The organism is Roseovarius atlanticus (genome assembly GCF_019802205.1).
Taxonomy (GTDB): Bacteria; Pseudomonadota; Alphaproteobacteria; order Rhodobacterales; family Rhodobacteraceae; genus Roseovarius; species Roseovarius atlanticus_A.
Genome location: NZ_JAHVHQ010000003.1, coordinates 1,577,346 through 1,598,966, shown reverse-complemented (window position 1 = coordinate 1,598,966; position 21,621 = coordinate 1,577,346). Strand labels below are relative to the sequence as shown.

Below are 21,621 nucleotides of genomic sequence, written 5' to 3'. Positions count from 1 at the left end.
GTGATTATGAAACGTATTCTCGGAACGACTTGCGCTATCGCGTTCAGCGTGGTCTTGCCGCTTCAAGCCGCGGCTCAACAAAGCGGTCCGCCGCTTCTTCCTGGTGAAACCGCCCAGGCATATGCCGTCCGCGTCAACGCATGTGGCGGCGCAGACCTGCTCGGCGCGCAATTCGGCGCGGGTGGCGACGTCGTACAGGCGCGCTGTGCCAGCGCCGGCATGGGCATGGGCCAAGGCCCGGCGGCCGTCGCGGCGGCAGCTGCGGCCGGGGCCGGGGTTCTGCTCATCATTGCCCTCGACGGGTCGAGCAGTACCACCACGTCGAACTGACGCGACCACGATGCACCCGGCCATCTGCGATGGTTGGCCGGGGCCCCATCGAATTGCCGACATGAAAAGGCCACGTCCCGCCCGGACGTGGCCCTTTCTTATTGCTGCGCGGTGTCCGTGACGAAGGCTACTCGGCGGCTTCCACCGGCGTGTCGTCCGTCACCGGCAACGACGGCTCACCGTGATTGCCGGTCTCCAGCGCCTTGCGCACGCCCGCCTCGTAGTCGGGATGCACCTTCTTCAGAACGGCCAGCCAGCGTTCCTTGACGTCCTCCGACACGGGCGCCATGCCACCGGCCATGTTCTTGTGCAGGCGGTCGCGCTCTTCGTCGCTCAGCACCTCGGCGTAAAGCGCGCGGGGCTGCACGTAGTCGACGTCGCTTTCCTCCTGCTTGAACCGGCCCACCACGGCCTCCGGGTCGATCCGCAGGGGCGGCTCCTCGGCGCTTTCGTCGGCCACGGGGCCGTCATACTGGTTCGGCTCGTAATAGGCGTTCGGATTGCCGAAATCGTTGGTGAAGAACCGCATCGCACCGTCCTTGTGGTAATGCCGCACCTCGGCTTGCTTGGGCGCATTGGCCGGCAGCATCTCGTAATGCGTGCCAAGGCGGTAGCGATGCGCGTCGGCATAGGAAAACAGCCGCGCCTGCAGCATCTTGTCGGGCGAGAACCCGATGCCGGGCACCACGTTGTTGGGGCTGTAGGCGGCGTTCTCGACCAATTGGAAATAGTTTTCCGGGAAGGTGTGCATTTCCAGCTCGCCCACCTCGATCAGCGGGAAATCGTCATGCGGCCAGACCTTGGTCAGGTCGAACGGGTTGAACTCGGTTTCCAGCGCCTGCTCCTCGGTCATGACCTGGATGAACAGCGTCCACTTGGGATAATTGCCGTCCTCGATCATGTGCCACAGCTCTTCCTGATAGCTTTCGCGCGTGTGCCCGATGATCTCGGCCGCCTTGGCATCCGAGAGGGTTTCGTGACCCTGGTGCGTCCGGAAGTGGAACTTGACCCAATGCCGCTCGCCCTTGTCGTTCCACATCGAGAACGTGTGGCTGCCATAGCCGTTCATGTGCGCCGGGCTGCGCGGGATGCCGCGATCCGACATCAGGATCGTCACCTGGTGCACGCTTTCGGGCTGGCCCGCCCAGAAGTCGAACATCGCCTCGGGCGAGCGCAGGTTGGTCTTGGGGTGGCGTTTCTGCGTGCGGATGAAGTCGGGGAACTTGAACGCGTCCCGGACAAAGAAGATGGGGGTGTTGTTGCCCACCATGTCCCAGTTGCCATCCTCGGTGTAAAACTTCAGCGAAAAGCCCCGCACGTCCCGCTCGGCATCCGCCGCGCCGCTTTCGCCGGCGACGGTGGACCAGCGCGACAGGACCTCGGTCTGCTTGCCGACCTCGGAGAACAGCCTGGCGCAGGAATACTGGGTGATGTCCTTGGTTACCGTGAAGGTGCCTTGCAGCCCCCAGCCCTTGGCGTGCACCACGCGTTCGGGGATGCGCTCGCGGTTCTGGTGGGCCAGCTTTTCGATCAGCTGGTGATCTTCCAGCATCACCGGGCCCCGCGCACCGGCGGTACGCGAGGTCTCGTTGGTGGTGTAGGGGCTGCCCGAGGTGGTGGTCAGTGTCTTTCGTTTGGTCATCGTTACTCTCACATGTTCCGTTTCGGTGGGGTGGCAGGCTGGATCAATCCAGCCAGATACCCTTGATGTTGACGAACTCCCGCACGCCGAAGCCACCATGCTCGCGGCCATAGCCCGAGTCCTTCACGCCGCCGAACGGCATGTTGGGATGCGCGGCACCGAAACTGTTGATCCGCACCATGCCGGTGTCGAAGTACTTCTTCGCCATCTCGGTCGCGCGTTCGGTGTCCTTAGAAAAGATGCCGCCACCCAGTCCATACCGGCTGTCATTGGCGATGCGCATCGCATCCTCGTCGTCCTTGGCACGGATCACCGAGGCCACGGGGCCAAAGATCTCGTCGTCATAGGCCGGCATTCCGGGCGTGACGTCGCCCAGCACGGTGGCGGGGTAGTAGGCGCCGTCCCGATCCAGCTTCTTGCCGCCGCAGAGTATTTTCGCGCCTTTCTTGACGCTTTCCTCGACCTGCTTCATGACCGTCTCAAGCTGCTCCTGGCTGCTCAGCGGGCCAAGCTCGGTGTCGTCGTCGTCGGGCGCACCCACCTTGATCTTGTCCATCGCGGCGACGTAGGCGTCGACGAACTGGTCATGGACCTTGTCGGTCACGATGAACCGCTTGGCGTTCACGCAGGTCTGGCCGTTGTTGTAGAGCCGACCCTGGACCGACAGCTTCACCGCCTGTTCCACATCCGCGTCTTCCAGCACCAGAAAGGCGTCGTTCGAGCCAAGCTCCAGCACGGTTTTCTTCAGGGCCTTGCTGGCGACCGAGCCGATGTGGCTGCCAGCCGCATCCGAGCCCGTCATCGTCACGCCGCGCACCTTGTCATGCGCGATCACCTTGTCCGACGTGTCATGGTCGATCAGCAGAACCCGGAAGATACCCTTGGGCAGACCCGCCTTGATACAGATCTCCCGCAGGCGCAGGGCGCTTCCGGTGCAGATTTCGGCATGTTTCAGGACGCAGCCATTGCCCGCCATCAGTGCAGCGGCCAGCACGCGCACCGGCTGATACATCGGAAAGTTCCACGGCTGGATCGAATAGACCACGCCGATCGGCTGATACGTCACCAGCCCCTTGTTGCCGTCCCCCAGGTCGCGGGTCTCGTCCTTCAACTGGCCCGGCCCGTGCTCGGCGGTGTAATCGAAAATTTGCGCGCACAGCTCGATTTCGTCCTTGCCGTCTTTCAGCAGCTTGCCCATCTCCCGGGTCATCACCTGCGACAGCTCGCCGGTGTTTTCGCGCAGCTCCTTTGCAATCGCTTTCAGCACCGCGCCGCGGTCTTCATGGCTCTTTTCGCGCCAGTCGAGGAACGCGGCATGGCAGGCCTCGACGGCCTCGATCGCCTGGGCTTCGCTCATGGTCTCGTAGTCGGCAATCTTCTCTGCGGTTGCGGGGTTGATGGTTTCGATCTTGGACATGCTGGCCTCTCTCGCTAGGTGGATTGGACTTGTCCGACCAACCCGCGCCGCTCGGCGCATGTTCCACCCCCTGCGCGCGGATGCCGCGCCGCAGGCTGGTCTGCGCGGAATTGTCCGAGCCGGCGCGGTTAACCATTCTTGCAATCTGGCACGAGTGTTCTATTTTTGTTCACATGCGCAAATCCCTCTCCGACAAGCTCGCCATCCTTGCCGACGCCGCCAAGTACGACGCCTCCTGCGCGTCGTCCGGCACCACCCGCCGCGACAGCCGCAATGGTGGCATCGGCAGCGCGGGGGGCAGCGGCATCTGTCACGCCTACACGCCCGACGGGCGCTGCATCAGCCTGCTCAAGATCCTGATGACGAATTTCTGCATCTACGACTGCGCCTATTGCATCAACCGCGTCAGCAGCGGCGTGGAGCGCGCCCGCTTCACGCCTGAAGAGGTCGTGAATCTCACGCTGGAATTCTACCGCCGCAACTATATCGAGGGGCTGTTCCTCAGCTCCGGCATCATCAAGAGCCCTGACGACACCATGGCCGATATCACCCGCATCGCCCGGATGCTGCGAGAGGATCATGGCTTCAAGGGCTATATCCACCTCAAGACGATTCCCGAGGCCAGCCAGGAGCTGATCGACGAGGCCGGGCGCTATGCCGACCGCCTGTCGGTGAATATCGAGCTGCCGAAGGACGACAGCACCCGCACGCTGGCGCCGCAAAAGCGCCCCGAGACGATCCGCGCCGCGATGGCCTCGGTGCGGCTGAAACAGCAGGCCAGCAAGGAACGGTCCCACACCGGAAAACGCGCGCCCAAATTCGCACCGGCGGGCCAGTCCACGCAGATGATCGTCGGCGCGGACGGCTCGAACGACAAGGCGATCCTCACGACGTCCTCGCGGCTTTACACCGGCTACAAGCTGCGCCGCGTCTACTACTCGGCCTTCTCGCCCATCCCCGACAGCTCCGCCATGCTCCCGCTGATCAAGCCGCCGCTGGTGCGCGAGCATCGGCTTTACCAGGCCGACTGGCTCTTGCGGTTCTACGGCTTCGACGTGGACGAGATCACCGATGTGGCCCCCTCGGGCAATCTCGATCTCGATATCGACCCCAAGCTCGCCTGGGCGCTGGTGCATCGCGGACAATTCCCCGTCGACGTGAACCGCGCTGGGCGTGACGTGCTCCTGCGCGTACCGGGGTTCGGGACCAAGACCGTCAATCGTATCCTCACCGCGCGTCGCTCCGGCGCGCTGCGCTATGCCGACCTTCTGCGTATGGGCGCGCGGATGGGCATGGCGAAATCCTTTTTCACCACGCCCGACTGGTCCCCCGGCGGCCTGACCGACAGCGCAAATCTGCGCGCCCGCTTTGCGCCTGCGCCGGAACAGCTGAGCCTCTTCTAATGTACCGGGTGATCCTCCCGACGCTCGGTTTTTTCGAGGCATGGCGCGACGCCGCCCGACGCCTGCTGACCCACGCCGTGCCGCCGGATCAGGTCGAATGGGGCAGGGGAGAGCACAGCAGCCTGTTCCCCGCCGACCCGCTGCCCGAGGCGGATGGCCCCCACGCGGTGACGACCACCAAGGATTTCCTGACGCTGGCCAGAACCGCCCTCTGCCATTCCGGCACCGAGGCGCCGACGCTGCTCTACCAGGCGCTGCACCGTCACCAGACCGACCGTCGCGCGCTGGCCAACCCCGCCGATCCCATCGCCCGCAAACTCTCGGTCCTGCAAAAGCCCGTGCGTCGCGACATCCACAAGATGCACGCCTTCGTCCGCTTTCGCGAACTGCCTTCGGACGGCCCCCGCCGCCGCTTCGGTGCGTGGTTCGAGCCGGATCACTTCATCCTTGAGACAGGCACGCCTTTCTTCGCCAAGCGCTTTGCCGACATGGACTGGATGATCGCCACGCCGCAGGGTGTGGCCCGGTTCGAGGATGGCACCAATACGTTCCACCCGCCCGCGGCGCGCCCCGACTTGCCCGAAGACGCCTCCGAGGCGTTGTGGGGCACCTATTTCGCCAATATCTTCAACCCCGCGCGCCTGCATCTTCAGGCCATGCGCTCGGAAATGCCGCTGAAATACTGGAAGAACCTGCCCGAGACCGACCTCATTCCCGGCATGCTCGCCGATGCCGAGGCGCGCGTGGGAAGGATGCGCGCTGCCATGCCGACCGAAGCGCCCGCCCATGCCGAACGCATTCTCAGCCGCCTGCCACAGCCCAAGGTCGCCGATCTTCCGCAGAGCATGGAGGAGGCGCGCACCGCCGCCATGCACTGCACGCGTTGCGGGCTGTGCGAGGCCGCCACGCAGACGGTCTGGGGCAGGGGCAACAAGGAGGCCGACCTGATGATCGTCGGCGAACAGCCCGGCGATGTCGAGGACCTCGCGGGCAAACCCTTCGTGGGGCCAGCGGGCCAGTTGCTGACGAGGCTGATGGACGAGGCCCGCCTCGGCGACAGCTGGATGACCAACGCGGTCAAGCATTTCAAATTCCGCCCCACGGGCAAGCGCCGGATGCACCAGAACCCGGACCGGCACGAGATCGACCATTGCCGCTGGTGGCTCGATCTCGAACGCCGGTTCGTGAAACCGACACTGACCGTCGCCCTTGGCGGCTCGGCGGCCTACGCGCTGACCGGCAACGATGCGCCATTGAAGGCGCGCCGTGGGCAGATCGAAACCGCCCATGACGGCGGCGCGGTGCTGGTAACATGGCACCCCAGTTATATCCTGCGGCTCGACGGCCCCGCCGCAGCGACAGCGCGGGCGGAGTTGCTGGACGATCTTGCCGCCGCCGCCGACGTCATCCGGGTCAATGCCTCGCCTGCGGTGACGGCGGCGTCACATGCGTGAGGGGGCGGGACGGCGTGCCGCCCTCTATTTGCGGAAAATCCGCGTGGAGCGGAACATGTCCTCCAGTTCCTCGATCCGGTCGCGCGCCTTGTCCTGACGCCGGGTCTGGATCGCGGCGATCAGCGCCTCGACGATCAGGTTGATCCCGAGGGTCGAGTCCCAGCTTGACGGCACCTCGACAAGCGCGTTGATGACGTGATCGGCGGTTTGCGAGATCGGCGAGCCCCACTGGTCGGTAAACAGCACGATAACCACGCCGCGCTCCCTGGCGAGGCTTGCGAGCGTGGCCAGATCTGCCTCGTAGCGGCGGATGTCAAATATCACCAGGACGGATCGCGGCCCCATGTCGATCAGGTATTGCGGCCACACGTTGGGCGAGGGGGACAACAGCGTCACGCCGGGGCGGACGATCTGAAGGTGATTGAAAAAGTAATCCGCGTTCGAGCGCGTGATGCGCCCGCCCAGCAGGAAGATGTTGCGCCGCGTGTCGGCCAGCACCTTGGCCAGCGCGTCGAACGTGGCGGGGTCGAGCCGCTCGATCGTCTGGTTCAGGTTGTCGAACACCGCTTCGGCGAAATTGCGGAAGGCGGGGGAATCGTTGCGCCCCTGCGGCCATCCCTCGCGCTTCAGGATCGGTTTCTTGATCTGGGCCGAGGCCTCTTCGCGCAGCGCGGCCTGCATCTCGGGAAAGCCGTCAAACCCCAGTTTCCGCGCCAGCCGGATGACTGTCGGCGTCGATACGCCCGAGGCCTCGGCCAGCTTGGTGATGGATTGCAGCCCGGCCATGGGATAGTCGCGCAACAGCGTGTCGGACAACAGCCGCTCGGCCGGGGTCAGCGCACCGGCCATGTCCTTGAGCCTGTCCTTTACGATGACGGTGCGTGCCACGGGTGCCCTCTTTGAAAGCAGCTGCCAAAAGTTTGAAGCAATTGTTACAAGCTACCCCGGAGTCGTAATTTCGTCTACGGAAATTTCTTGACAGTTTTCCGGCCGCCGCCACTAATGGCCGGTGTGAGCGGATCGACAGCATACCAGATTCTGGCCCCCGACCACGGGCCTGTGGCCGAGGTGATCAACCCGGGCGGACAGGCGCCTTTGTGCCTGGTGTGCGAACATGCCAGCGCCGTCATTCCGGCCTCGCTCGGCACGCTGGGACTGGCGCCCGAGCACCGTCAAACCCACGCCGTCTGGGATATCGGCGCCGAGGCGCTGGCGCGGGAGCTTTCCACGCGGTTGGATGCGCCGCTGGTCCTCGCGACGGTCTCGCGGCTGGTCTACGATCTGAACCGCCCGCCCGAGGCGCCGGATGCGATGCCGCACCAGAGCGGCGAAATCCCGGTGCCGGGCAATCGCGACCTGAGCGAGGCCGAGAAAACCGCCCGCACCAAAGAGGTATACGACCCGTTTCATGCCACGCTATCCGACGTCCTCGATGGCTTCGAGACGCCGCCGACGCTGGTCACCATCCACAGTTTCGCGCCGGTCTGGCATGGCACGCCCCGCAGCACCCAGCTGGGCCTTTTGCACGACGCCGATGCGTCGCTTGCCGAGGCGATGCTGAATGCCGCCGACGACACCCTGGTCACCCATCTGAACGAGCCTTACTCGGCCCGCGACGGGGTCACCCACACGCTGGCCCGCCACGCCACCGCACGCGGGCTGACAAACGTCATGATCGAGGTCCGCAACGACCTGCTGGGCGAGGCCATCGAAGTGGACCGTGTCGCAACGCATCTGGCGACCCTGCTGAACACAGCGCTGGCCCCAAAGGCCGCGACCGCATGACCGGGGCGATGCTGACATATGTCGCGGTCGTCGACCGCATGAACCGCTGGATCGGGCGGATCGTCATGTACGGAATCTTCGTGATGATGGCGATCCTGCTGTGGTCGTCCTTCACCAAGCTGGGCAGCGATATCGGGCTCGATATCAACCCGTCTCTCTGGACGCTGGAAATGGCGCAGTTCGCGATGGTCGCCTACTACATCTTGGGCGGTCCGTACTCGATCCAGATGGGCTCGAACGTGCGGATGGACCTGCTCTATGGCGAATGGAGCGACCGGCGCAAGGCGCAGGTTGATGCCATCACCGTGCTTTTCCTGATCGTCTACCTGGCCTTCCTGCTCTGGGGCGGCTGGGACAGCCTGATGTATTCCTTCCAGTATGGCGGCGAGCGCAGCAACAGCGTCTGGCGGCCCTACCTGTGGCCGATCAAGCTGATCATGGTCGTGGGCATTTTCCTGATGCTGCTTCAGGCCGTCAGCGAGTTCTTCAAGGATATCCTGCGGCTCAAGGGGCATGACATGGGCCCGAAGGACGAGGACATCTCTGACGCCCGGCCCGAGGGGACCCGCACCTGATGCCCTACGAAGCCATCGCCGCGCTGATGTTCGCCTCCATGATGCTGATGCTGCTGACCGGGCAACGGGTCTTCGGCGCCATCGGGTTCGTCGCTGTCGTGGCGGCCTTCTTCCTGTGGGGCGACCGGGGCGGCTATGACCTCGGCTTCGCCGCCGCGATCAAGGTGATGAAATGGTATCCGCTGCTGACGCTGCCGATGTTCATCTTCATGGGCTATGTCCTGTCGGAAAGCCGCATCGCGGATGACCTCTACCGCATGTTCCACGTCTGGATGGGCGGGCTGTCCGGTGGTCTCGCCGTGGGCACGATCGGGCTGATGGTGCTGATCTCGGCCATGAACGGGTTGTCGGTGGCGGGCATGGCGATCGGGGCGACCATCGCCTTGCCGGAACTCTTGAAGCGAGGCTACGACAAGCGCATGGTCACCGGGGTGATACAGGCCGGGTCCTCGCTCGGCATCCTCGTGCCACCCTCCGTCGTCCTGGTGCTTTACGCCATGATCGCCCGCCAGCCGGTGGGGCAGTTGTGGCTGGCAGGCGTGCTGCCGGGGCTGATGATGGCGGGGATGTTCGTCCTCTACATCGTGATCCGCTGCCGCCTGAACCCGACGCTTGGACCGATCCTGCCGAAGGAAGAGCGCGACATCCCCATGGGCGAAAAGATCCGCCTGCTGGGCGCGGGCCTGCTGCCGCTTTTCATCTTCTTCACCATGATGGTGCCCTTCGTCAATGGCTGGACATCTCTGGTGGAATCCTCCGCCATCGGCGCCATTGCCGCGCTCCTCGCCGCCGTGGCCAAGGGCCGCATGACCCGGCAGGTCTTTGAGACCTCGGTGCGCAAGACGCTGGGCATCTCCTGCATGTTCATGTGGATCATCCTCGCCGCACTCGCCTTCGGCGCGGTCTTCGACGGGCTTGGCGCGGTCAAGGCGATCGAGAGCCTCTTTACCGAGCAACTGGGCCTCAGCCCCTGGATGATCCTCATCCTGATGCAGCTGTCGTTCATCGTGATGGGCACGTTCCTCGACGACACCGCGATGCTGGTGATCGTGGCACCGCTCTACGTGCCGCTGGTGGGCGCGCTCGGCTTCGACCTGATCTGGTACGGCGTGCTTTACACCATCACCACGCAAATCGCCTACATGACGCCACCCTTCGGCTATAACCTGTTCCTGATGCGCGCCATGGCGCCGCCCGAGATCACGCTGAAGGACATCTACACCTCCATCCTGCCCTTCGTGCTGGTGATGGTGGCGGCGCTGGCGACGATCATGATCTTCCCGGAAATCGCGCTTTGGCTGCCGGGGTATGTCTATGGAAATTAAACAAGAGACCTTGGTCACAAGGCGTCGAGCAACTGAACCTAACAGAGAGGGTATTAAGATGACGACAAGACGTAATTTCCTGAGAGCGGCCGGTGCGGCCGTCCCTGCGACGCTTGCAACCCCTGCGATCGTCAAGGCGCAATCCGCGATCAAGTGGCGCTTCCAGACCTATGCCGGCAGCGCGCTTGGCGAGGAAGTGACCAAGCCGGCCATCGATTATATCAACGCCAATTCCAACGGAGAGCTGGAGATCGAGCTCTTTTACGCCGACCAGATCGTCCCCACCGGCGAGTTGTTCCAGGCGCTTCAGCGCGGCACGATCGACGGCGTCCATTCGGACGACGACTCGATGGCCTCGCCCACGCCGCTGCGCATGTTCGGCGGGTATTTTCCCTTTGCCACCAAGCACATCCTCGATGTGCCGGTGCTCTTCAACCAGTACGGCCTCGCCGATATCTGGCGCGAGGAATACGGCAAGGTCGGCGTGCAATGGCTGTCGGCGGCGGGGCAGGACCCCTGCAACTTCAACACCAAGAAGGAAATCACCTCGGTCGCCGACCTTGACGGCTTGAAGCTCTATACCTTCCCCACGGCAGGCCGGTTCCTCGCGAAGTTCGGCGTCGTGCCGGTGAACATCCCCTACGAGGACGCCGAGGTCGCCGTGCAGACCGGCGAGCTTGACGGCATGGCCTGGTCGGGCATCACCGAGGATTACACCGTGGGCTGGGCCGACGTGACCGACTATTTCCTGACCAACAACATCTCGGGCGCCTGGATCGGCTCGTGGTTCGCCAACCAGGAACGCTGGGCGGAACTGCCCGATCACCTGAAATCGGTCGTCATGGCCGGGGTCGAGGCCGGGCACACCTACCGCAACCAGTGGTACTGGGGCGGCGAGGCAGCTTTGCGTGCCAATGGCGAGAAGCTGGAACTGCGCTCGGTGCCCGCGTCCGAATGGGCCGAGGTCGAAAACGCCGCCAAGGAGTTCTGGGACGAAGTCGCCCAGGAAGGCGAGGTTCACGAGAAGATCGTCGGCATCTTCCGCGAGTACAACTCGGTCATCAACCAGGCCGGTGTGCCCTACAATTTCGAGTAAGCCAGCCCAAGGATCCCGGAGCGCCTTTTGCCAAGGCGCTCCGTTCATTTCACGGAGACAGACCATGACCGCCAACCTCACCTTCGCCGACCTGAAAAAGCTTGCCGCCAAAGGCGAGATCGACACGGTGCTTGTCTGCCTCGTGGACATGCAGGGCCGGCTTGCGGGCAAGCGGTTCCACGTGTCGAACTTCCTTGAAAGCGCGCATGTGGAAACCCATTGCTGCAATTACCTTCTGGCGACGGACCTGGAAATGGCGACGCCGGACGGCTATGCCGCGACGTCCTGGGAAAAGGGCTATGGCGACTACGTGATGAAGCCCGACCTTGGCACGCTGCGCCTTGTGCCGTGGCTCGAAGGCACGGCGATGGTGCTCTGCGATATCCTGGACCATCACACCCACAAGCCGGTGCCGCATAGCCCGCGCCAGATCCTCAAGGCCCAGATCGAACGGGCCGAGGCGATGGGCTTTACCCCGATGATGGCGACCGAGCTGGAGTTCTTCCTGTTCGAGAAATCCTTCGACGAGATCCGCAAGGAGGGGTTTCGCAGCCTGACGCCCTTCAGCGGCTACAACGAGGATTACAACATCCTTCAGACCACCAAGGAAGAGCATGTGATGCGCCCGATCCGCAACCTGCTCTATGCGGCGGGCGTGCCGGTGGAGAATACCAAGGGCGAGGCCGAGACCGGGCAGGAGGAGCTGAACATACGCTATGCCGACGCGATGCTCTGCGCCGATCACCACACGATCGCCAAGCAGGCGGTGAAGGAGATCGCGAACCAGCACGGCCACGCCGCCAGCTTCCTGCCCAAGTGGCACGCCGACAAGGTCGGCTCGGCCGCGCATATCCACCAGTCTCTGTTCAAGGGCGACACGCCCGCGTTTTACGATGCGGACGCCGACCTGACCATGTCCGCCACGCTGAAAAGCTATGTCGCGGGCCTGCTGAAGTATTCTCCCGACATGACCTATTTCCTCGCGCCCTACATCAACAGCTACAAGCGCCTGATGCCGGGCACCTTCGCCCCCACCAAGATCGCATGGAGCATCGACAATCGCACCGCCTGCTACCGGCTGGTGGGCGATGGCACCAAGGGCGTGCGCATCGAATGCCGCACACCGGGTTCGGACATCAACCCGTATCTCGCCTGTGCCGCCCAGCTGGCTGCCGGGCTCTGCGGCATCGAAGAGGGGCTGGAGCTGTCGCCCCCCGTCACCGGCGATGTCTACCAGATGGACAATGTGCCGATGCTGCCCCACACCCTGCGCGCGGCCACCGGCCTTTTGCGCAACTCCGACATGCTGCGCCGAGTGATGGGCGACGACGTGGTCGATCACTACACCCGCACCGCCGAGGTCGAGCAGGAGACGTTCGACGCCGTCGTGACCGACTGGGAAATCGCGCGCGGATTTGAAAGGGCCTGAGGAATGAGCAAGACAGTTGACCTGATCTCGCCGATCGACGGATCGGTTTACATCACGCGGGATGTGCTGCCCCTCGACGCGGCGGTCGCTGCGACCGACAAGGCCCGGGCGGCACAGGCGGACTGGGCCGCAACGCCACTGGCCGAGCGTGTCGCGGCCCTGCGCAAAGCCAATGAGATCATCGGCGCCGACACCGACCGCATGGCACGGGAACTGGCGCACCAGATGGGCCGCCCGGTGCGTTACGGCGGCGAATATGGCGGCTTCAGCGAGCGGCTGTCCTACATGGCCGACGTGGCCGCCGAGGGGCTGGCCGAGGACATCATTGAAGACAGCGACACCGCCCGCCGCGTGATCAAGCGCGTGCCCTGGGGTGTCGTCCTGGTCGTGGCGCCGTGGAACTATCCCTACATGACGGCGATCAACACGGTCGCGCCCGCGCTCATCGCGGGCAACTCCGTCATCCTCAAACATGCCAGCCAGACCTTGCAGGTGGGCGAGCACCTGGCCGAGGCGCTGCACGCGGCGGGCGTGCCCCGGGACGTGTTCCAGAACGTGGTCATCGACCACGACACGACCGACGCGCTGATCGCGGGCCGACACGTGGATTTCGTGAACTTCACCGGCTCGGTCGGGGGCGGGCAGGCGATGGAACGCGCCGCCGCCGGGACGTTCACGCCGGTCGCCACCGAACTGGGTGGCAAGGACCCGGGCTATGTGCGCGCCGACGCGGACCTCGATGCCGCCGTCGACGGGCTGATGGACGGCGCGATCTTCAACGCGGGCCAGTGCTGTTGCGGGATCGAGCGGATCTACGTGGCCGAACCCCTGTTCGATGCCTTCGTCGAAAAGGCCGTCGCCTGGACCAAGGCGCAGAAACTGGGCAACCCGCTCGACCCCGAGACCACCCTCGGCCCCATGGCCAATATCCGCTTTGCCCGCGAAGTCCGCGCACAGATTGCCGAGGCGCTGGAGGATGGCGCTACGGCCCATATCGACCGGATGCAGGCAGATGACGGCGACAACACCTATGTCACGCCGCAGGTCCTGACGAATGTCACCCACGACATGCGCGTCATGCGCGACGAATCCTTCGGTCCCGCCGTCGGCATCATGTCCGTGCCCGACGACGACACCGCGATCCGCCTGATGAATGACAGCCGCTTTGGCCTCACCGCCTCGGTCTGGACACGCGACGCCGCCGCCGCCGAACGCATCGGCGACCGGATCGAGACCGGCACCGTCTTCATGAACCGCTGCGATTACCTCGACCCCGCCTTGTGCTGGACCGGATGCAAGGATACCGGCCACGGCGCGGGGCTGTCGAAACTCGCCTACCAGGCCCTGACGCGGCCCAAATCCTACCACTTGAGAAAGATCTGACATGGCTCTTACCGGAAACTGGTCCTATCCCACGAACATGCACTTCGGCGCCGGACGCATTGCCGAGATTGGCGAGGCCTGCCGTGCCGCGGGCATCGCGAAACCGCTTCTGGTCACCGACCGGGGGCTGAAATCCATGGATATCACGACCCGCACGCTCGACCTGATGGAGGCCGCCGGGCTGGGCCGCGCGATCTTTGCCGAGGTCGATCCCAACCCCTCGGACGCCAATGTCGAGGAAGGGCTGAAATTCTACCGCGACGGCGGCTTTGACGGCGTCATCGCCTTCGGCGGCGGCTCTGGCCTCGACCTCGCCAAGACTCTGGCCTTCATGGCTGGCCAGACCCGCCCGGTCTGGGATTTCGAGGATATCGGCGACTGGTGGACCCGCGCCGACCCCGAAGGCATCCACCCCATCGTCGCCGTGCCCACCACCGCAGGGACCGGATCGGAAGTGGGGCGCGCGTCGGTCATCACCAATTCGGCCACGCATGAGAAGAAAATCATCTTCCACCCCAAGATGCTGCCCGCCGTGGTCATCTGCGACCCCGAACTGACCGTGGGGATGCCCAAGCACATCACCGCCGGCACCGGCCTTGATGCCTTCGCCCATTGTGTCGAGGCGTATTCCAGCCCGCATTACCACCCCATGAGCCAGGGCATCGCGCTGGAAGGGATGCGTCTGGTCAAGGATTACCTGCCGCGCGCCTATGCCGACGGCTCCGATATCGAGGCGCGGGCGAACATGATGAGCGCGGCGGCCATGGGCGCCACGGCTTTCCAAAAGGGGCTGGGGGCGATCCACGCGCTCAGCCACCCCATCGGTGCGCATCATCACACCCATCACGGCACCACGAACGCCGTCTGTATGCCCGCCGTCCTGCAATTCAACGCGCCCGCGATCCGCGAGCGGTTTGGCCCCGCTGCGGCCTATCTTGGCATCGAGGGCGGTTTCGACGGCTTCTGCGCCTTCGTGGATCAGCTGAACGACAGTCTCGGCATCCCCAGGACGCTGACAGACCTGGGCGTGACCGACCCCGACCTTGACACGCTTGTGGATGCGGCGCTGCGGGATCCGTCGACAGGCGGCAATCCGATCGAGATGACGGCCGAGAATACGCGCAAGCTTTTCGAGGCTTGTCTTTGACGCAAAAGGAAAAAGCGACCGGGCAGGGGGCCTGACAAGAAACTGTCAAGAAACTCGGGCAAAAGGCACCGACTCGTCAAAGAGTTTGACCAAATGGTCAATGCTGACCATCCTGCACGCAAACAATCATCCACCAGAGGGGGACACCCATGAAAAAGACTTTGCTCACGACAACCTGCCTGGCCGTGTTCGGCCTGTCGCAGGCCGCCACCGCCGACACGCTGCGCCTGCTGACCTGGGGCGGCTACGCGCCTGACGAGGTCGTCGAGATGTTCGAGGAACAGACCGGCCACACCGTCGAGGTGACCAAGTCCAACAACGAGGAAATGATCGCCAAGCTGCGCGCCACGGGCGGCGGCGGCTTCGACCTCGCCCAACCCTCGCAGGACCGCATCATGGGCCCGCAGATGGAATTCGGCATCTACAAGCCCATGGACCTGTCGAAAATCGACGAGTCGCTCTTCATCCCCTCCATGCTGGAAGCCACCAAGGGCAACACCACCGTGAACGGCGAAGTCTACGGCGTGCCGCATGTCTGGGGCACCTCCGGCCTGGTGCTGAACACCGCCGAGGCGGGCGACGTGGTCAAGGACTACACCGATCTCTGCGATCCGGCGCTGGAAGGCAAGGTGTCCTACCGCCTGAAGCGGCCCACCCTGATCGGCTTTGCCTTCGCCATGGGCGAGGACCCGTTCGCGGCCTATGACGACGAGGCCAAGTACGCCGAGATCATGGAAAAGGTCGAAGCCAAGCTGACCGAGTGCAAGTCCAACGTGAAGGCCTACTGGAGCGGCGGCGACGAGCTGATGAACCTCCTGCGCTCGGGCGAGGTCACCGCGTCGATGGCCTGGGACACTGGCGGCTGGAAGTTGAACGAAGACAATGCCGACATCACCTTCGTCGCCCCGGCCTCGGGCGCACTGGGCTGGATCGACACGTTCGTCCTGCCTGCCAAGGGGCAGGCCGACGACGTGGCCTATGAATGGATCAACTTCGTGATGCAGCCCGAGGTATCGGCCAAGATCACCGCGGCGGCGGGCAACTTCACCGCCTCTGCCGGTGCGGACGAATATGCCGAGGACGCGCTCAAGGCCAAGTACCAGGACAGCTTCCCGCCTGAGGCCGTCGACAACATCAAGTGGTATCCGCCGGTTCCCGCCGGCCTGGAGGCCATCGAAGGCGAGGTTCTGGACCGCGTCCAGGCCGCCAACTGATCGCGCAACACGACGCGGCACCCTTTAGCGAGGGTGCCGCCCAACAAACGGCCCCCTGCATGACTCCTGATCTTGAATGCGTCGAGCTGGTAAAGCGTTTCGGCGACACGACCGCCGTTAACGACGTGTCGTTCTCCGTGCCGCCGGGCAGTTTCTTTTCCATCCTGGGTCCGTCGGGCTGTGGCAAGACCACGATCATGCGGATGATCGCCGGGTTTCTGGAGCCGACGTCCGGCGACATCCGCATCAAGGGCGGCACGGTCCTGGACACGCCCCCCAACAAGCGCCCGGTGAACATGGTGTTCCAGCACCTCGCGCTTTTCCCGATGATGACCATCGCCGACAATATCGGCTACGGGTTGCGGCGGCAGGGCATGGCCAAGGCCCAGATCGCCCGCAAGGTGGACGAGGCGCTGGACCGGATCGGCCTGCCGGGTATCGGTGCGCGCAAGGTGGATGAGCTGTCCGGCGGGCAGAAACAGCGCGTGGCCATCGCCCGCTGCATGGTGCTGGAACCCGATGTGCTGCTGCTGGACGAACCTCTCGGCGCCCTCGACCTCAAGCTGCGCGAGCACATGAAGATCGAGCTGAAGGCGCTTCAGGCGGCCTTTGACACCACCTTCGTCTACATCACCCACGACCAGTCCGAGGCGCTGGTCATGTCCGACCAGATCGCCGTGATGAACGCCGGACGGTTCGAGCAGGTCGGCACGGGGCAGGACCTCTACTACCGGCCCGCGACGCCCTTCGTCGCAGGGTTCATCGGAGAGGCGAACCGCTGGAAAGGCCGCATCGACCGGGTCGAGGGCGCGACGCTGGAAATGCGCACCGACACGGGCCTCACCATGCGCGCGACCGCCGCCCAAGCGCTGTCCAAGGGCGATACTGCCGAAATCTTCGTCCGGCCGGAGGCCGTCCACCTCGCCGCCAATGCCGAGGCGCTGGCGCAGTTCGAGAACCGGATGCAGGGCAGGGTGACCAGCCTTCTCTTCAACGGCGCGGCCTCGCGCGTGCTGGTAGAGGACGACGCGGGCGAAACGCTCGAGGTCACGCTGCCACAGACCGGGGAATTCGCCAGCCTGAAGCGCGGCGACAGGGTGCATATCGGCTGGGGCGCGGCACAGGCGATGTGCTTTGCCGGGGCCGCCTGATGCGCGCCGAGGCCCGGATCGGGTTCATCCTGCTGCTGACGCCGCTGGTCCTGTGGCTGGGCCTGCTGATCGTCATCCCGCATATCGACATGTTGATGATCTCGCTGCGCGAACGCATCAGTTTCGGCGTCTACGAGCCCAGCCTGACGCAATACGAAAAGGCCCTCACTGAACCGCTCTACCTGCGCACCTTCTGGCGCACGGCGGTGATGTCGGTGCTGGCCACCGCCATCACCCTGCTGATCGCCTTTCCTGTGGCCTATTACATCGCCAAGATGGCGCGGGGCCGCTTGCAGCAGGTGCTGTTCATGCTGTGCCTGATCCCGTTCTACGTCTCGGAACTGGTGCGCACCTTCGGCTGGATGATCCTCCTGCGCGAAACCGGCCTCATCTCCAACTTGCTACAATGGGCGGGGCTGGCCGATCAGCCGGTCGAGATGCTCTACAACGACGCGGCCATGATGGTGGGGCTGGTCTATACCTCGATGCTCTTCATGGTGGTCCCGCTGGTCACGACGCTTGAAAGCCTCGACGACAGCGTGGTCGAGGCGGGTTATGACCTTGGCGGCAACGGCCTGTCGGTCCTGCGCGAAATCATCATCCCCCACGCCATGCCGGGCATCGTCTCGGGCTGCATCGTGGTGTTCATGCTCAGCTTGGGCAATTACCTGACGCCAACCATGCTGGGCGGCAAGGACAGCCTGTGGTTCACCGAGATGATCTACAATCAGTTCATCGTCCGCTCCAACTGGGAACTGGGCGCGGCCTTCGGCTTCATGCTGCTGGTTCTGTCCTCGGTGATCGTCTGGGGGATGCTGCGCCTGACGGGGCGGACCCTTCAGGAAACGATGGGGTAGGCCATGATCCCGACCATCCCCCGTTCGCGCAGCTTTCGCCTCCTCTACGGCGGCTACGTGTTGCTGTTCTTTCTCTACCTCGCGCTGCCCCTCACGGTCGTCGCCGTCTTCGCCTTCAACGACAGCCAGTTTCCGTCACTGCCCTGGGAAGGCTTCACCTGGAACTGGTTCTTCGGCGAGGACCGCCCCCAGATCGGCGTCTTTCACGAACGCGGCATCCTGCGCGCGGTGGGCACCTCGGCCTTCGTCGCCGCCTGCGTATCGGTCCTGTCGGTCAGCGTCGGCACCACCAACGCGTTTCTCTTCAACCGCTACGAGTTTCGCGGCAAGGGCGCGCTTTATGTGCTCATGCTCTTGCCGCTGGTGATCCCCGGGATCGTGCTCGGCATCTCGATCCTGGTGTTTTCCTCGACGCTGGCCAACGGCATCTGGAACGCGGCAGAGGTCGACATCCAGGCCCTGCGCCCCGGCTTGCTGCTGGTGATCCTCGGGCAGTTCTCCTTTATCACCACCATCGCGACACTGGTCATCACCGCCCGCCTGCAAAAGTTCGACCGCACGCTGGAAGAGGCCGCGCTGAACCTCGGCGCCACCCGCTTGACGGCGGTGCGCACGATCACCATTCCCTTCCTCATGCCCGCCATGATCGGCGCGCTGGTCGTGGCCTTCCTGATGAGCTTCGAGAACTTCAACACCACGCTCATGCTGGTCGGCTCCGACGCGCCGCTGACAATTGCGATGTTCGACCGCCTGAAGGAAGGGTCTACCCCGCTTCTCAATGCGGTTTCCTTGCTCTTGATGCTCGGCTCGTCGCTCCTGGCGCTGGTCGTGATCCTGTTCCAGCGCCGATAGCGCCCGCGTCCCGCGACCCGACCCGTTGACGCAGGCTGACGGCGCCCGGGTCGCGGCCACGCAAGGCAAAGCAGGGCAACTAGCAGATGCGGGGCAATTGTTCACCGACCAGGGTGTCGACCAGCCGTTGACCCCCGAAGAGGGTGGTCATCACCACCCGGCCCGCACGCCCGGATCGCGCCTTGCCGATCATGGTCGCGCCTCGTCCCGCCTCCAGGTCTTTCATCGCGGCAAGGGCGGCCTCTGCCTCGTCCGGCGGGACAAACAGCACCAACGTGCCCTCATTGGCCAGGTATAGCGGATCGAGCCCCAGAACCTCGCACACGCCTTTGACCTCGGGGCGCAGGGGCAGGGCGGTCTCGTCGATCTCGATCTCCAGGGCAGCCGCCTCGGCCATTTCGTTCAATGCCGATGCCACCCCGCCGCGTGTCGCGTCGCGGGCCGCGCGGGTGTTGGGGGCGACCGCCAGGACCGCCTCGACCAGCGCGCCGAGACTTTGGCAATCGGACCGGATGTCGGTGCTGAGCGCCATGTCGCCGCGCGCGGCCAGGATGGTCGCGCCATGATCGCCCAGAACCCCGTTGACCAGCGCCACGTCGCCGGGCCGGATGTTTTCCGCCCGCATGTCGCGCCCCGGAGGGATGACCCCGACGCCGGAGGTCGTGACAAAGACCTTGTCCGCGGCCCCGCGTTCCACGACCTTGGTATCTCCGGTGACGATCCGGACGCCGGCCTTTTCGGCCTCTTCCTGCATCGAGGCCACGATCCGGCGCAGCAGGTCGAACTCGCAGCCTTCCTCGATGATGAACGCCGCCGACAGCCATAGCGGTTTCGCCCCGCCGACGGCCAGGTCGTTGACCGTGCCGCAGACCGCGATCTTGCCGATGTCCCCGCCGGGAAATTCAGGCGGCGAGACCACGAAACTGTCCGTGGTAAAGGCCAGTTGCGCCCCCGGCACGCGCAGCGCGTCCGACGTCAGCCGCGCCTGGTCCTCCGAGCCGGGCGGCAGAAAGACATCCGTGAAAATCTCCTCGATCAGGTCGCGCATCGCCTTGCCGCCGCCGCCATGGGCCATGGTCACGCGATCGCCGCGCAGGCGTGCAGGCTTGACCGGAGTGCTCATGTTCATTCCACCGCCTCCAGCCGCTCGTCGGTTGCGCCGTACTGGTAATAAGCGGCACAGGCGCCTTCCGAACTGACCATGAGGGCGCCCAGCGGCATCTCGGGCGTGCAGCCGGTGCCGTATTGCGGGCAGCCCGTGGGCTTGATCCGTCCGGTCATCACCTGACCGCAGGCGCAGCCTTCGGGCTCGGAGACGAGCCGCGGGCCGGCCCCGTAGCCGACGCCGAACTTTTCCTCGGCGTCGAAGGCGGCGTACTTGCCCCGGATACGCAGTCCGCTTGCGTCGATCTCCCCAAGTCCGCGCCACTCGAAGGTGGGGCGCGGCTCGTAGACATCCTCGATGGCGGCCAGCGAGACCGGGTTGCCATGCTCCGGCACCACGCGCGCATACTGGTTCTCCACCTCGGCCCGCCCGTCACGGATCTGGTGCAGGACCATCAGCACCGATTGCAGCAGGTCGAGCGGCTCGAACCCCGCGACGACGATGGGCTTGCCATAGATCTCGGCGATGAAATCATAGGGATGCGTGCCGATCACCATCGACACGTGGCCGGGCCCGACGAAACCGTCGAGCACCATGTGCGGGTCGTTCAGCAAGGCCCTGATCGGGGGTGGCACGGTGATGTGGTTGCAGAAGACGCTGAAGTTGCGCAATTCCTCACGCGCGGCCTGTTGGATCGACAGGGCGGTCGAGGGGGTCGTCGTCTCGAAACCGAGACCGAAGAACACCACTTCGCGCTCCGGGTTGCGGCGGGCGATCTCCAGCGCGTCGAGAGGGGAGTACACCATGCGGATATCCGCGCCGTCGGCCTTGGCCTGCATCAGGGATTTGCGGGTGCCCGGCACGCGCATCGCATCGCCGAAAGTGCAAAAGATCACCTCGGGCCGCTCGGCAATCTCGACGCATTCGTCGATCCGGCTCATCGGCAGCACGCAGACCGGGCAGCCCGGGCCATGGATGAACTCGATGCCCTTAGGCGTCAGGCGGTCGAGACCGTAGCGAAAGATCGCATGGGTGTGCCCGCCGCAGATTTCCATGATGTGCACCGGCTTCTCGGCGGTCGCGCCGATCTCCTGAACCACGGTTTCAATGGCCGCCAGCACGGCCTTGGCGGCCACAGGGTCCCTGAATTCCTCGACATATCTCATTGCGTTCCCTCCAGGGCTGACGCGCCTTCGGCCATCGCCTCCAGCGTTTCCTGCGCTTCACCGAGACCCCGCAAGGCCTCCAGCGTCTTTTCGGCCTCGTCGGCGTCGATCACGCTCATGGCAAAGCCCACATGGATCAGCGCCCACTCGCCGATCAGGTCGCCAAGGTCGGGCGTGGCCACGCAGGCGACAGACACTTCGCGGCGCACGCCGGATATATCGGCCAGCGCCATCAGGCGGTTCGCGTCGGTGATCTCGACGATTTGTCCCGGTATTCCCAGACACATGTC

20 protein-coding genes are annotated in these 21,621 nt (G+C 64.6%); 14 read left to right on the top strand and 6 right to left on the bottom strand.

Annotated features, from left to right (window positions below; genetic code table 11):
* Window positions 1-6 precede the first annotated feature (6 nt).
* Window positions 7-330, top strand: coding sequence for a hypothetical protein (locus tag KUV49_RS13740; RefSeq protein ID WP_222450434.1), 324 nt, complete (start codon window positions 7-9; stop codon window positions 328-330).
* A 127-nt stretch (window positions 331-457) separates the two neighbouring features.
* Here KUV49_RS13740 and KUV49_RS13735 read toward each other — a convergent pair whose 3' ends face one another.
* Together KUV49_RS13735 and KUV49_RS13730 are read right to left on the bottom strand one after the other, a co-directional pair.
* A complete protein-coding gene (locus KUV49_RS13735; protein WP_222450433.1) occupies window positions 458-1,972 on the bottom strand; it encodes a catalase in 1,515 nt (504 codons plus the stop codon).
* Window positions 1,973-2,015: 43 nt separating this feature from the next.
* Complete coding sequence (locus KUV49_RS13730; RefSeq protein WP_222450432.1) at window positions 2,016-3,389, bottom strand: NAD-dependent succinate-semialdehyde dehydrogenase; 1,374 nt, start codon at window positions 3,387-3,389, stop codon at window positions 2,016-2,018.
* A gap of 173 nt (window positions 3,390-3,562) precedes the next feature.
* Between KUV49_RS13730 and KUV49_RS13725 the strand changes: the two genes are divergently transcribed.
* Together KUV49_RS13725 and KUV49_RS13720 are read left to right on the top strand one after the other, a co-directional pair.
* On the top strand, window positions 3,563-4,792 hold the full coding sequence (locus tag KUV49_RS13725; RefSeq protein WP_222450431.1) for a putative DNA modification/repair radical SAM protein: 1,230 nt from the start codon (window positions 3,563-3,565) through the stop codon (window positions 4,790-4,792).
* Window positions 4,792-6,246 carry a UdgX family uracil-DNA binding protein gene (locus KUV49_RS13720; protein WP_222450430.1) on the top strand — a complete coding sequence of 485 codons (1,455 nt, stop codon included), beginning with the start codon at window positions 4,792-4,794 and terminating at the stop codon, window positions 6,244-6,246. Before KUV49_RS13725 ends, KUV49_RS13720 begins: the two co-directional genes overlap by 1 nt.
* Before the next feature lie 24 nt (window positions 6,247-6,270).
* Here KUV49_RS13720 and KUV49_RS13715 read toward each other — a convergent pair whose 3' ends face one another.
* On the bottom strand, window positions 6,271-7,134 hold the full coding sequence (locus tag KUV49_RS13715; protein WP_315899513.1) for a MurR/RpiR family transcriptional regulator: 864 nt from the start codon (window positions 7,132-7,134) through the stop codon (window positions 6,271-6,273).
* Between the two features lie 114 nt (window positions 7,135-7,248).
* Here KUV49_RS13715 and KUV49_RS13710 point away from each other — a divergent pair, with 114 nt between their 5' ends.
* The 11 genes from KUV49_RS13710 (at window position 7,249) to KUV49_RS13660 (ending at window position 19,060) form a co-directional block, all read left to right on the top strand.
* Window positions 7,249-8,031 carry an N-formylglutamate amidohydrolase gene (locus KUV49_RS13710; protein WP_222451006.1) on the top strand — a complete coding sequence of 261 codons (783 nt, stop codon included), beginning with the start codon at window positions 7,249-7,251 and terminating at the stop codon, window positions 8,029-8,031.
* Window positions 8,028-8,606, top strand: coding sequence for a TRAP transporter small permease subunit (locus tag KUV49_RS13705; protein WP_222450429.1), 579 nt, complete (start codon window positions 8,028-8,030; stop codon window positions 8,604-8,606). Before KUV49_RS13710 ends, KUV49_RS13705 begins: the two co-directional genes overlap by 4 nt.
* Window positions 8,606-9,931, top strand: a complete 1,326-nt coding sequence (locus tag KUV49_RS13700) for a TRAP transporter large permease subunit (protein ID WP_222450428.1) — start codon at window positions 8,606-8,608, stop codon at window positions 9,929-9,931. Before KUV49_RS13705 ends, KUV49_RS13700 begins: the two co-directional genes overlap by 1 nt.
* 58 nt (window positions 9,932-9,989) lie before the next feature.
* Window positions 9,990-11,027, top strand: coding sequence for a TRAP transporter substrate-binding protein (locus KUV49_RS13695; RefSeq protein WP_222450427.1), 1,038 nt, complete (start codon window positions 9,990-9,992; stop codon window positions 11,025-11,027).
* Window positions 11,028-11,091: 64 nt separating this feature from the next.
* Window positions 11,092-12,456 (top strand): glutamine synthetase family protein, encoded by a 1,365-nt coding sequence (locus KUV49_RS13690; RefSeq protein WP_222450426.1) that lies wholly within the window; start codon window positions 11,092-11,094, stop codon window positions 12,454-12,456.
* A gap of 3 nt (window positions 12,457-12,459) precedes the next feature.
* A complete protein-coding gene (locus tag KUV49_RS13685; RefSeq protein ID WP_222450425.1) occupies window positions 12,460-13,839 on the top strand; it encodes an aldehyde dehydrogenase family protein in 1,380 nt (459 codons plus the stop codon).
* Between the two features lies 1 nt (window position 13,840).
* A complete protein-coding gene (locus tag KUV49_RS13680; protein ID WP_222450424.1) occupies window positions 13,841-14,986 on the top strand; it encodes an iron-containing alcohol dehydrogenase in 1,146 nt (381 codons plus the stop codon).
* A gap of 149 nt (window positions 14,987-15,135) precedes the next feature.
* Window positions 15,136-16,200: an extracellular solute-binding protein gene (locus KUV49_RS13675; protein ID WP_222450423.1), complete on the top strand. Its 1,065-nt coding sequence runs from the start codon at window positions 15,136-15,138 to the stop codon at window positions 16,198-16,200.
* A gap of 59 nt (window positions 16,201-16,259) precedes the next feature.
* The gene (locus KUV49_RS13670; RefSeq protein ID WP_222450422.1) at window positions 16,260-17,351 is read left to right on the top strand and encodes an ABC transporter ATP-binding protein; all 1,092 of its coding nucleotides are present in this window, start codon (window positions 16,260-16,262) and stop codon (window positions 17,349-17,351) included.
* Window positions 17,351-18,208, top strand: coding sequence for an ABC transporter permease (locus tag KUV49_RS13665; protein WP_222450421.1), 858 nt, complete (start codon window positions 17,351-17,353; stop codon window positions 18,206-18,208). Before KUV49_RS13670 ends, KUV49_RS13665 begins: the two co-directional genes overlap by 1 nt.
* 3 nt (window positions 18,209-18,211) lie before the next feature.
* Window positions 18,212-19,060, top strand: a complete 849-nt coding sequence (locus KUV49_RS13660; protein WP_222450420.1) for an ABC transporter permease — start codon at window positions 18,212-18,214, stop codon at window positions 19,058-19,060.
* Window positions 19,061-19,139: 79 nt separating this feature from the next.
* On the opposite strand, the gene hypE is transcribed toward KUV49_RS13660, so the two are convergent.
* The 3 genes from hypE to KUV49_RS13645 are packed head-to-tail and all read right to left on the bottom strand — an operon-like array spanning window position 19,140 to window position 21,618.
* A complete protein-coding gene (gene hypE, locus KUV49_RS13655) occupies window positions 19,140-20,183 on the bottom strand; it encodes a hydrogenase expression/formation protein HypE (RefSeq protein ID WP_222451005.1) in 1,044 nt (347 codons plus the stop codon).
* Window positions 20,184-20,185: 2 nt separating this feature from the next.
* Window positions 20,186-21,331 carry a hydrogenase formation protein HypD gene (hypD, locus tag KUV49_RS13650; RefSeq protein WP_222450419.1) on the bottom strand — a complete coding sequence of 382 codons (1,146 nt, stop codon included), beginning with the start codon at window positions 21,329-21,331 and terminating at the stop codon, window positions 20,186-20,188.
* The gene (locus KUV49_RS13645; RefSeq protein ID WP_152495409.1) at window positions 21,328-21,618 is read right to left on the bottom strand and encodes a HypC/HybG/HupF family hydrogenase formation chaperone; all 291 of its coding nucleotides are present in this window, start codon (window positions 21,616-21,618) and stop codon (window positions 21,328-21,330) included. Before KUV49_RS13645 ends, hypD begins: the two co-directional genes overlap by 4 nt.
* Window positions 21,619-21,621: the final 3 nt, after the last annotated feature.

Bases quoted from the DNA above. Each gene is read 5' to 3' on its own strand.
- KUV49_RS13740 (WP_222450434.1), top strand. From the start codon at position 7: ATGAAACGTATTCTCGGAACGACTTGCGCTATCGCGTTCAGCGTGGTC.
- KUV49_RS13735 (WP_222450433.1), bottom strand. From the start codon at position 1,972: ATGACCAAACGAAAGACACTGACCACCACCTCGGGCAGCCCCTACACC.
- KUV49_RS13730 (WP_222450432.1), bottom strand. From the start codon at position 3,389: ATGTCCAAGATCGAAACCATCAACCCCGCAACCGCAGAGAAGATTGCC.
- KUV49_RS13725 (WP_222450431.1), top strand. From the start codon at position 3,563: ATGCGCAAATCCCTCTCCGACAAGCTCGCCATCCTTGCCGACGCCGCC.
- KUV49_RS13720 (WP_222450430.1), top strand. From the start codon at position 4,792: ATGTACCGGGTGATCCTCCCGACGCTCGGTTTTTTCGAGGCATGGCGC.
- KUV49_RS13710 (WP_222451006.1), top strand. From the start codon at position 7,249: ATGGCCGGTGTGAGCGGATCGACAGCATACCAGATTCTGGCCCCCGAC.
- KUV49_RS13705 (WP_222450429.1), top strand. From the start codon at position 8,028: ATGACCGGGGCGATGCTGACATATGTCGCGGTCGTCGACCGCATGAAC.
- KUV49_RS13700 (WP_222450428.1), top strand. From the start codon at position 8,606: ATGCCCTACGAAGCCATCGCCGCGCTGATGTTCGCCTCCATGATGCTG.
- KUV49_RS13695 (WP_222450427.1), top strand. From the start codon at position 9,990: ATGACGACAAGACGTAATTTCCTGAGAGCGGCCGGTGCGGCCGTCCCT.
- KUV49_RS13690 (WP_222450426.1), top strand. From the start codon at position 11,092: ATGACCGCCAACCTCACCTTCGCCGACCTGAAAAAGCTTGCCGCCAAA.
- KUV49_RS13685 (WP_222450425.1), top strand. From the start codon at position 12,460: ATGAGCAAGACAGTTGACCTGATCTCGCCGATCGACGGATCGGTTTAC.
- KUV49_RS13680 (WP_222450424.1), top strand. From the start codon at position 13,841: ATGGCTCTTACCGGAAACTGGTCCTATCCCACGAACATGCACTTCGGC.
- KUV49_RS13675 (WP_222450423.1), top strand. From the start codon at position 15,136: ATGAAAAAGACTTTGCTCACGACAACCTGCCTGGCCGTGTTCGGCCTG.
- KUV49_RS13670 (WP_222450422.1), top strand. From the start codon at position 16,260: ATGACTCCTGATCTTGAATGCGTCGAGCTGGTAAAGCGTTTCGGCGAC.
- KUV49_RS13665 (WP_222450421.1), top strand. From the start codon at position 17,351: ATGCGCGCCGAGGCCCGGATCGGGTTCATCCTGCTGCTGACGCCGCTG.
- KUV49_RS13660 (WP_222450420.1), top strand. From the start codon at position 18,212: ATGATCCCGACCATCCCCCGTTCGCGCAGCTTTCGCCTCCTCTACGGC.
- hypE (WP_222451005.1), bottom strand. From the start codon at position 20,183: ATGAGCACTCCGGTCAAGCCTGCACGCCTGCGCGGCGATCGCGTGACC.
- hypD (WP_222450419.1), bottom strand. From the start codon at position 21,331: ATGAGATATGTCGAGGAATTCAGGGACCCTGTGGCCGCCAAGGCCGTG.
- KUV49_RS13645 (WP_152495409.1), bottom strand. From the start codon at position 21,618: ATGTGTCTGGGAATACCGGGACAAATCGTCGAGATCACCGACGCGAAC.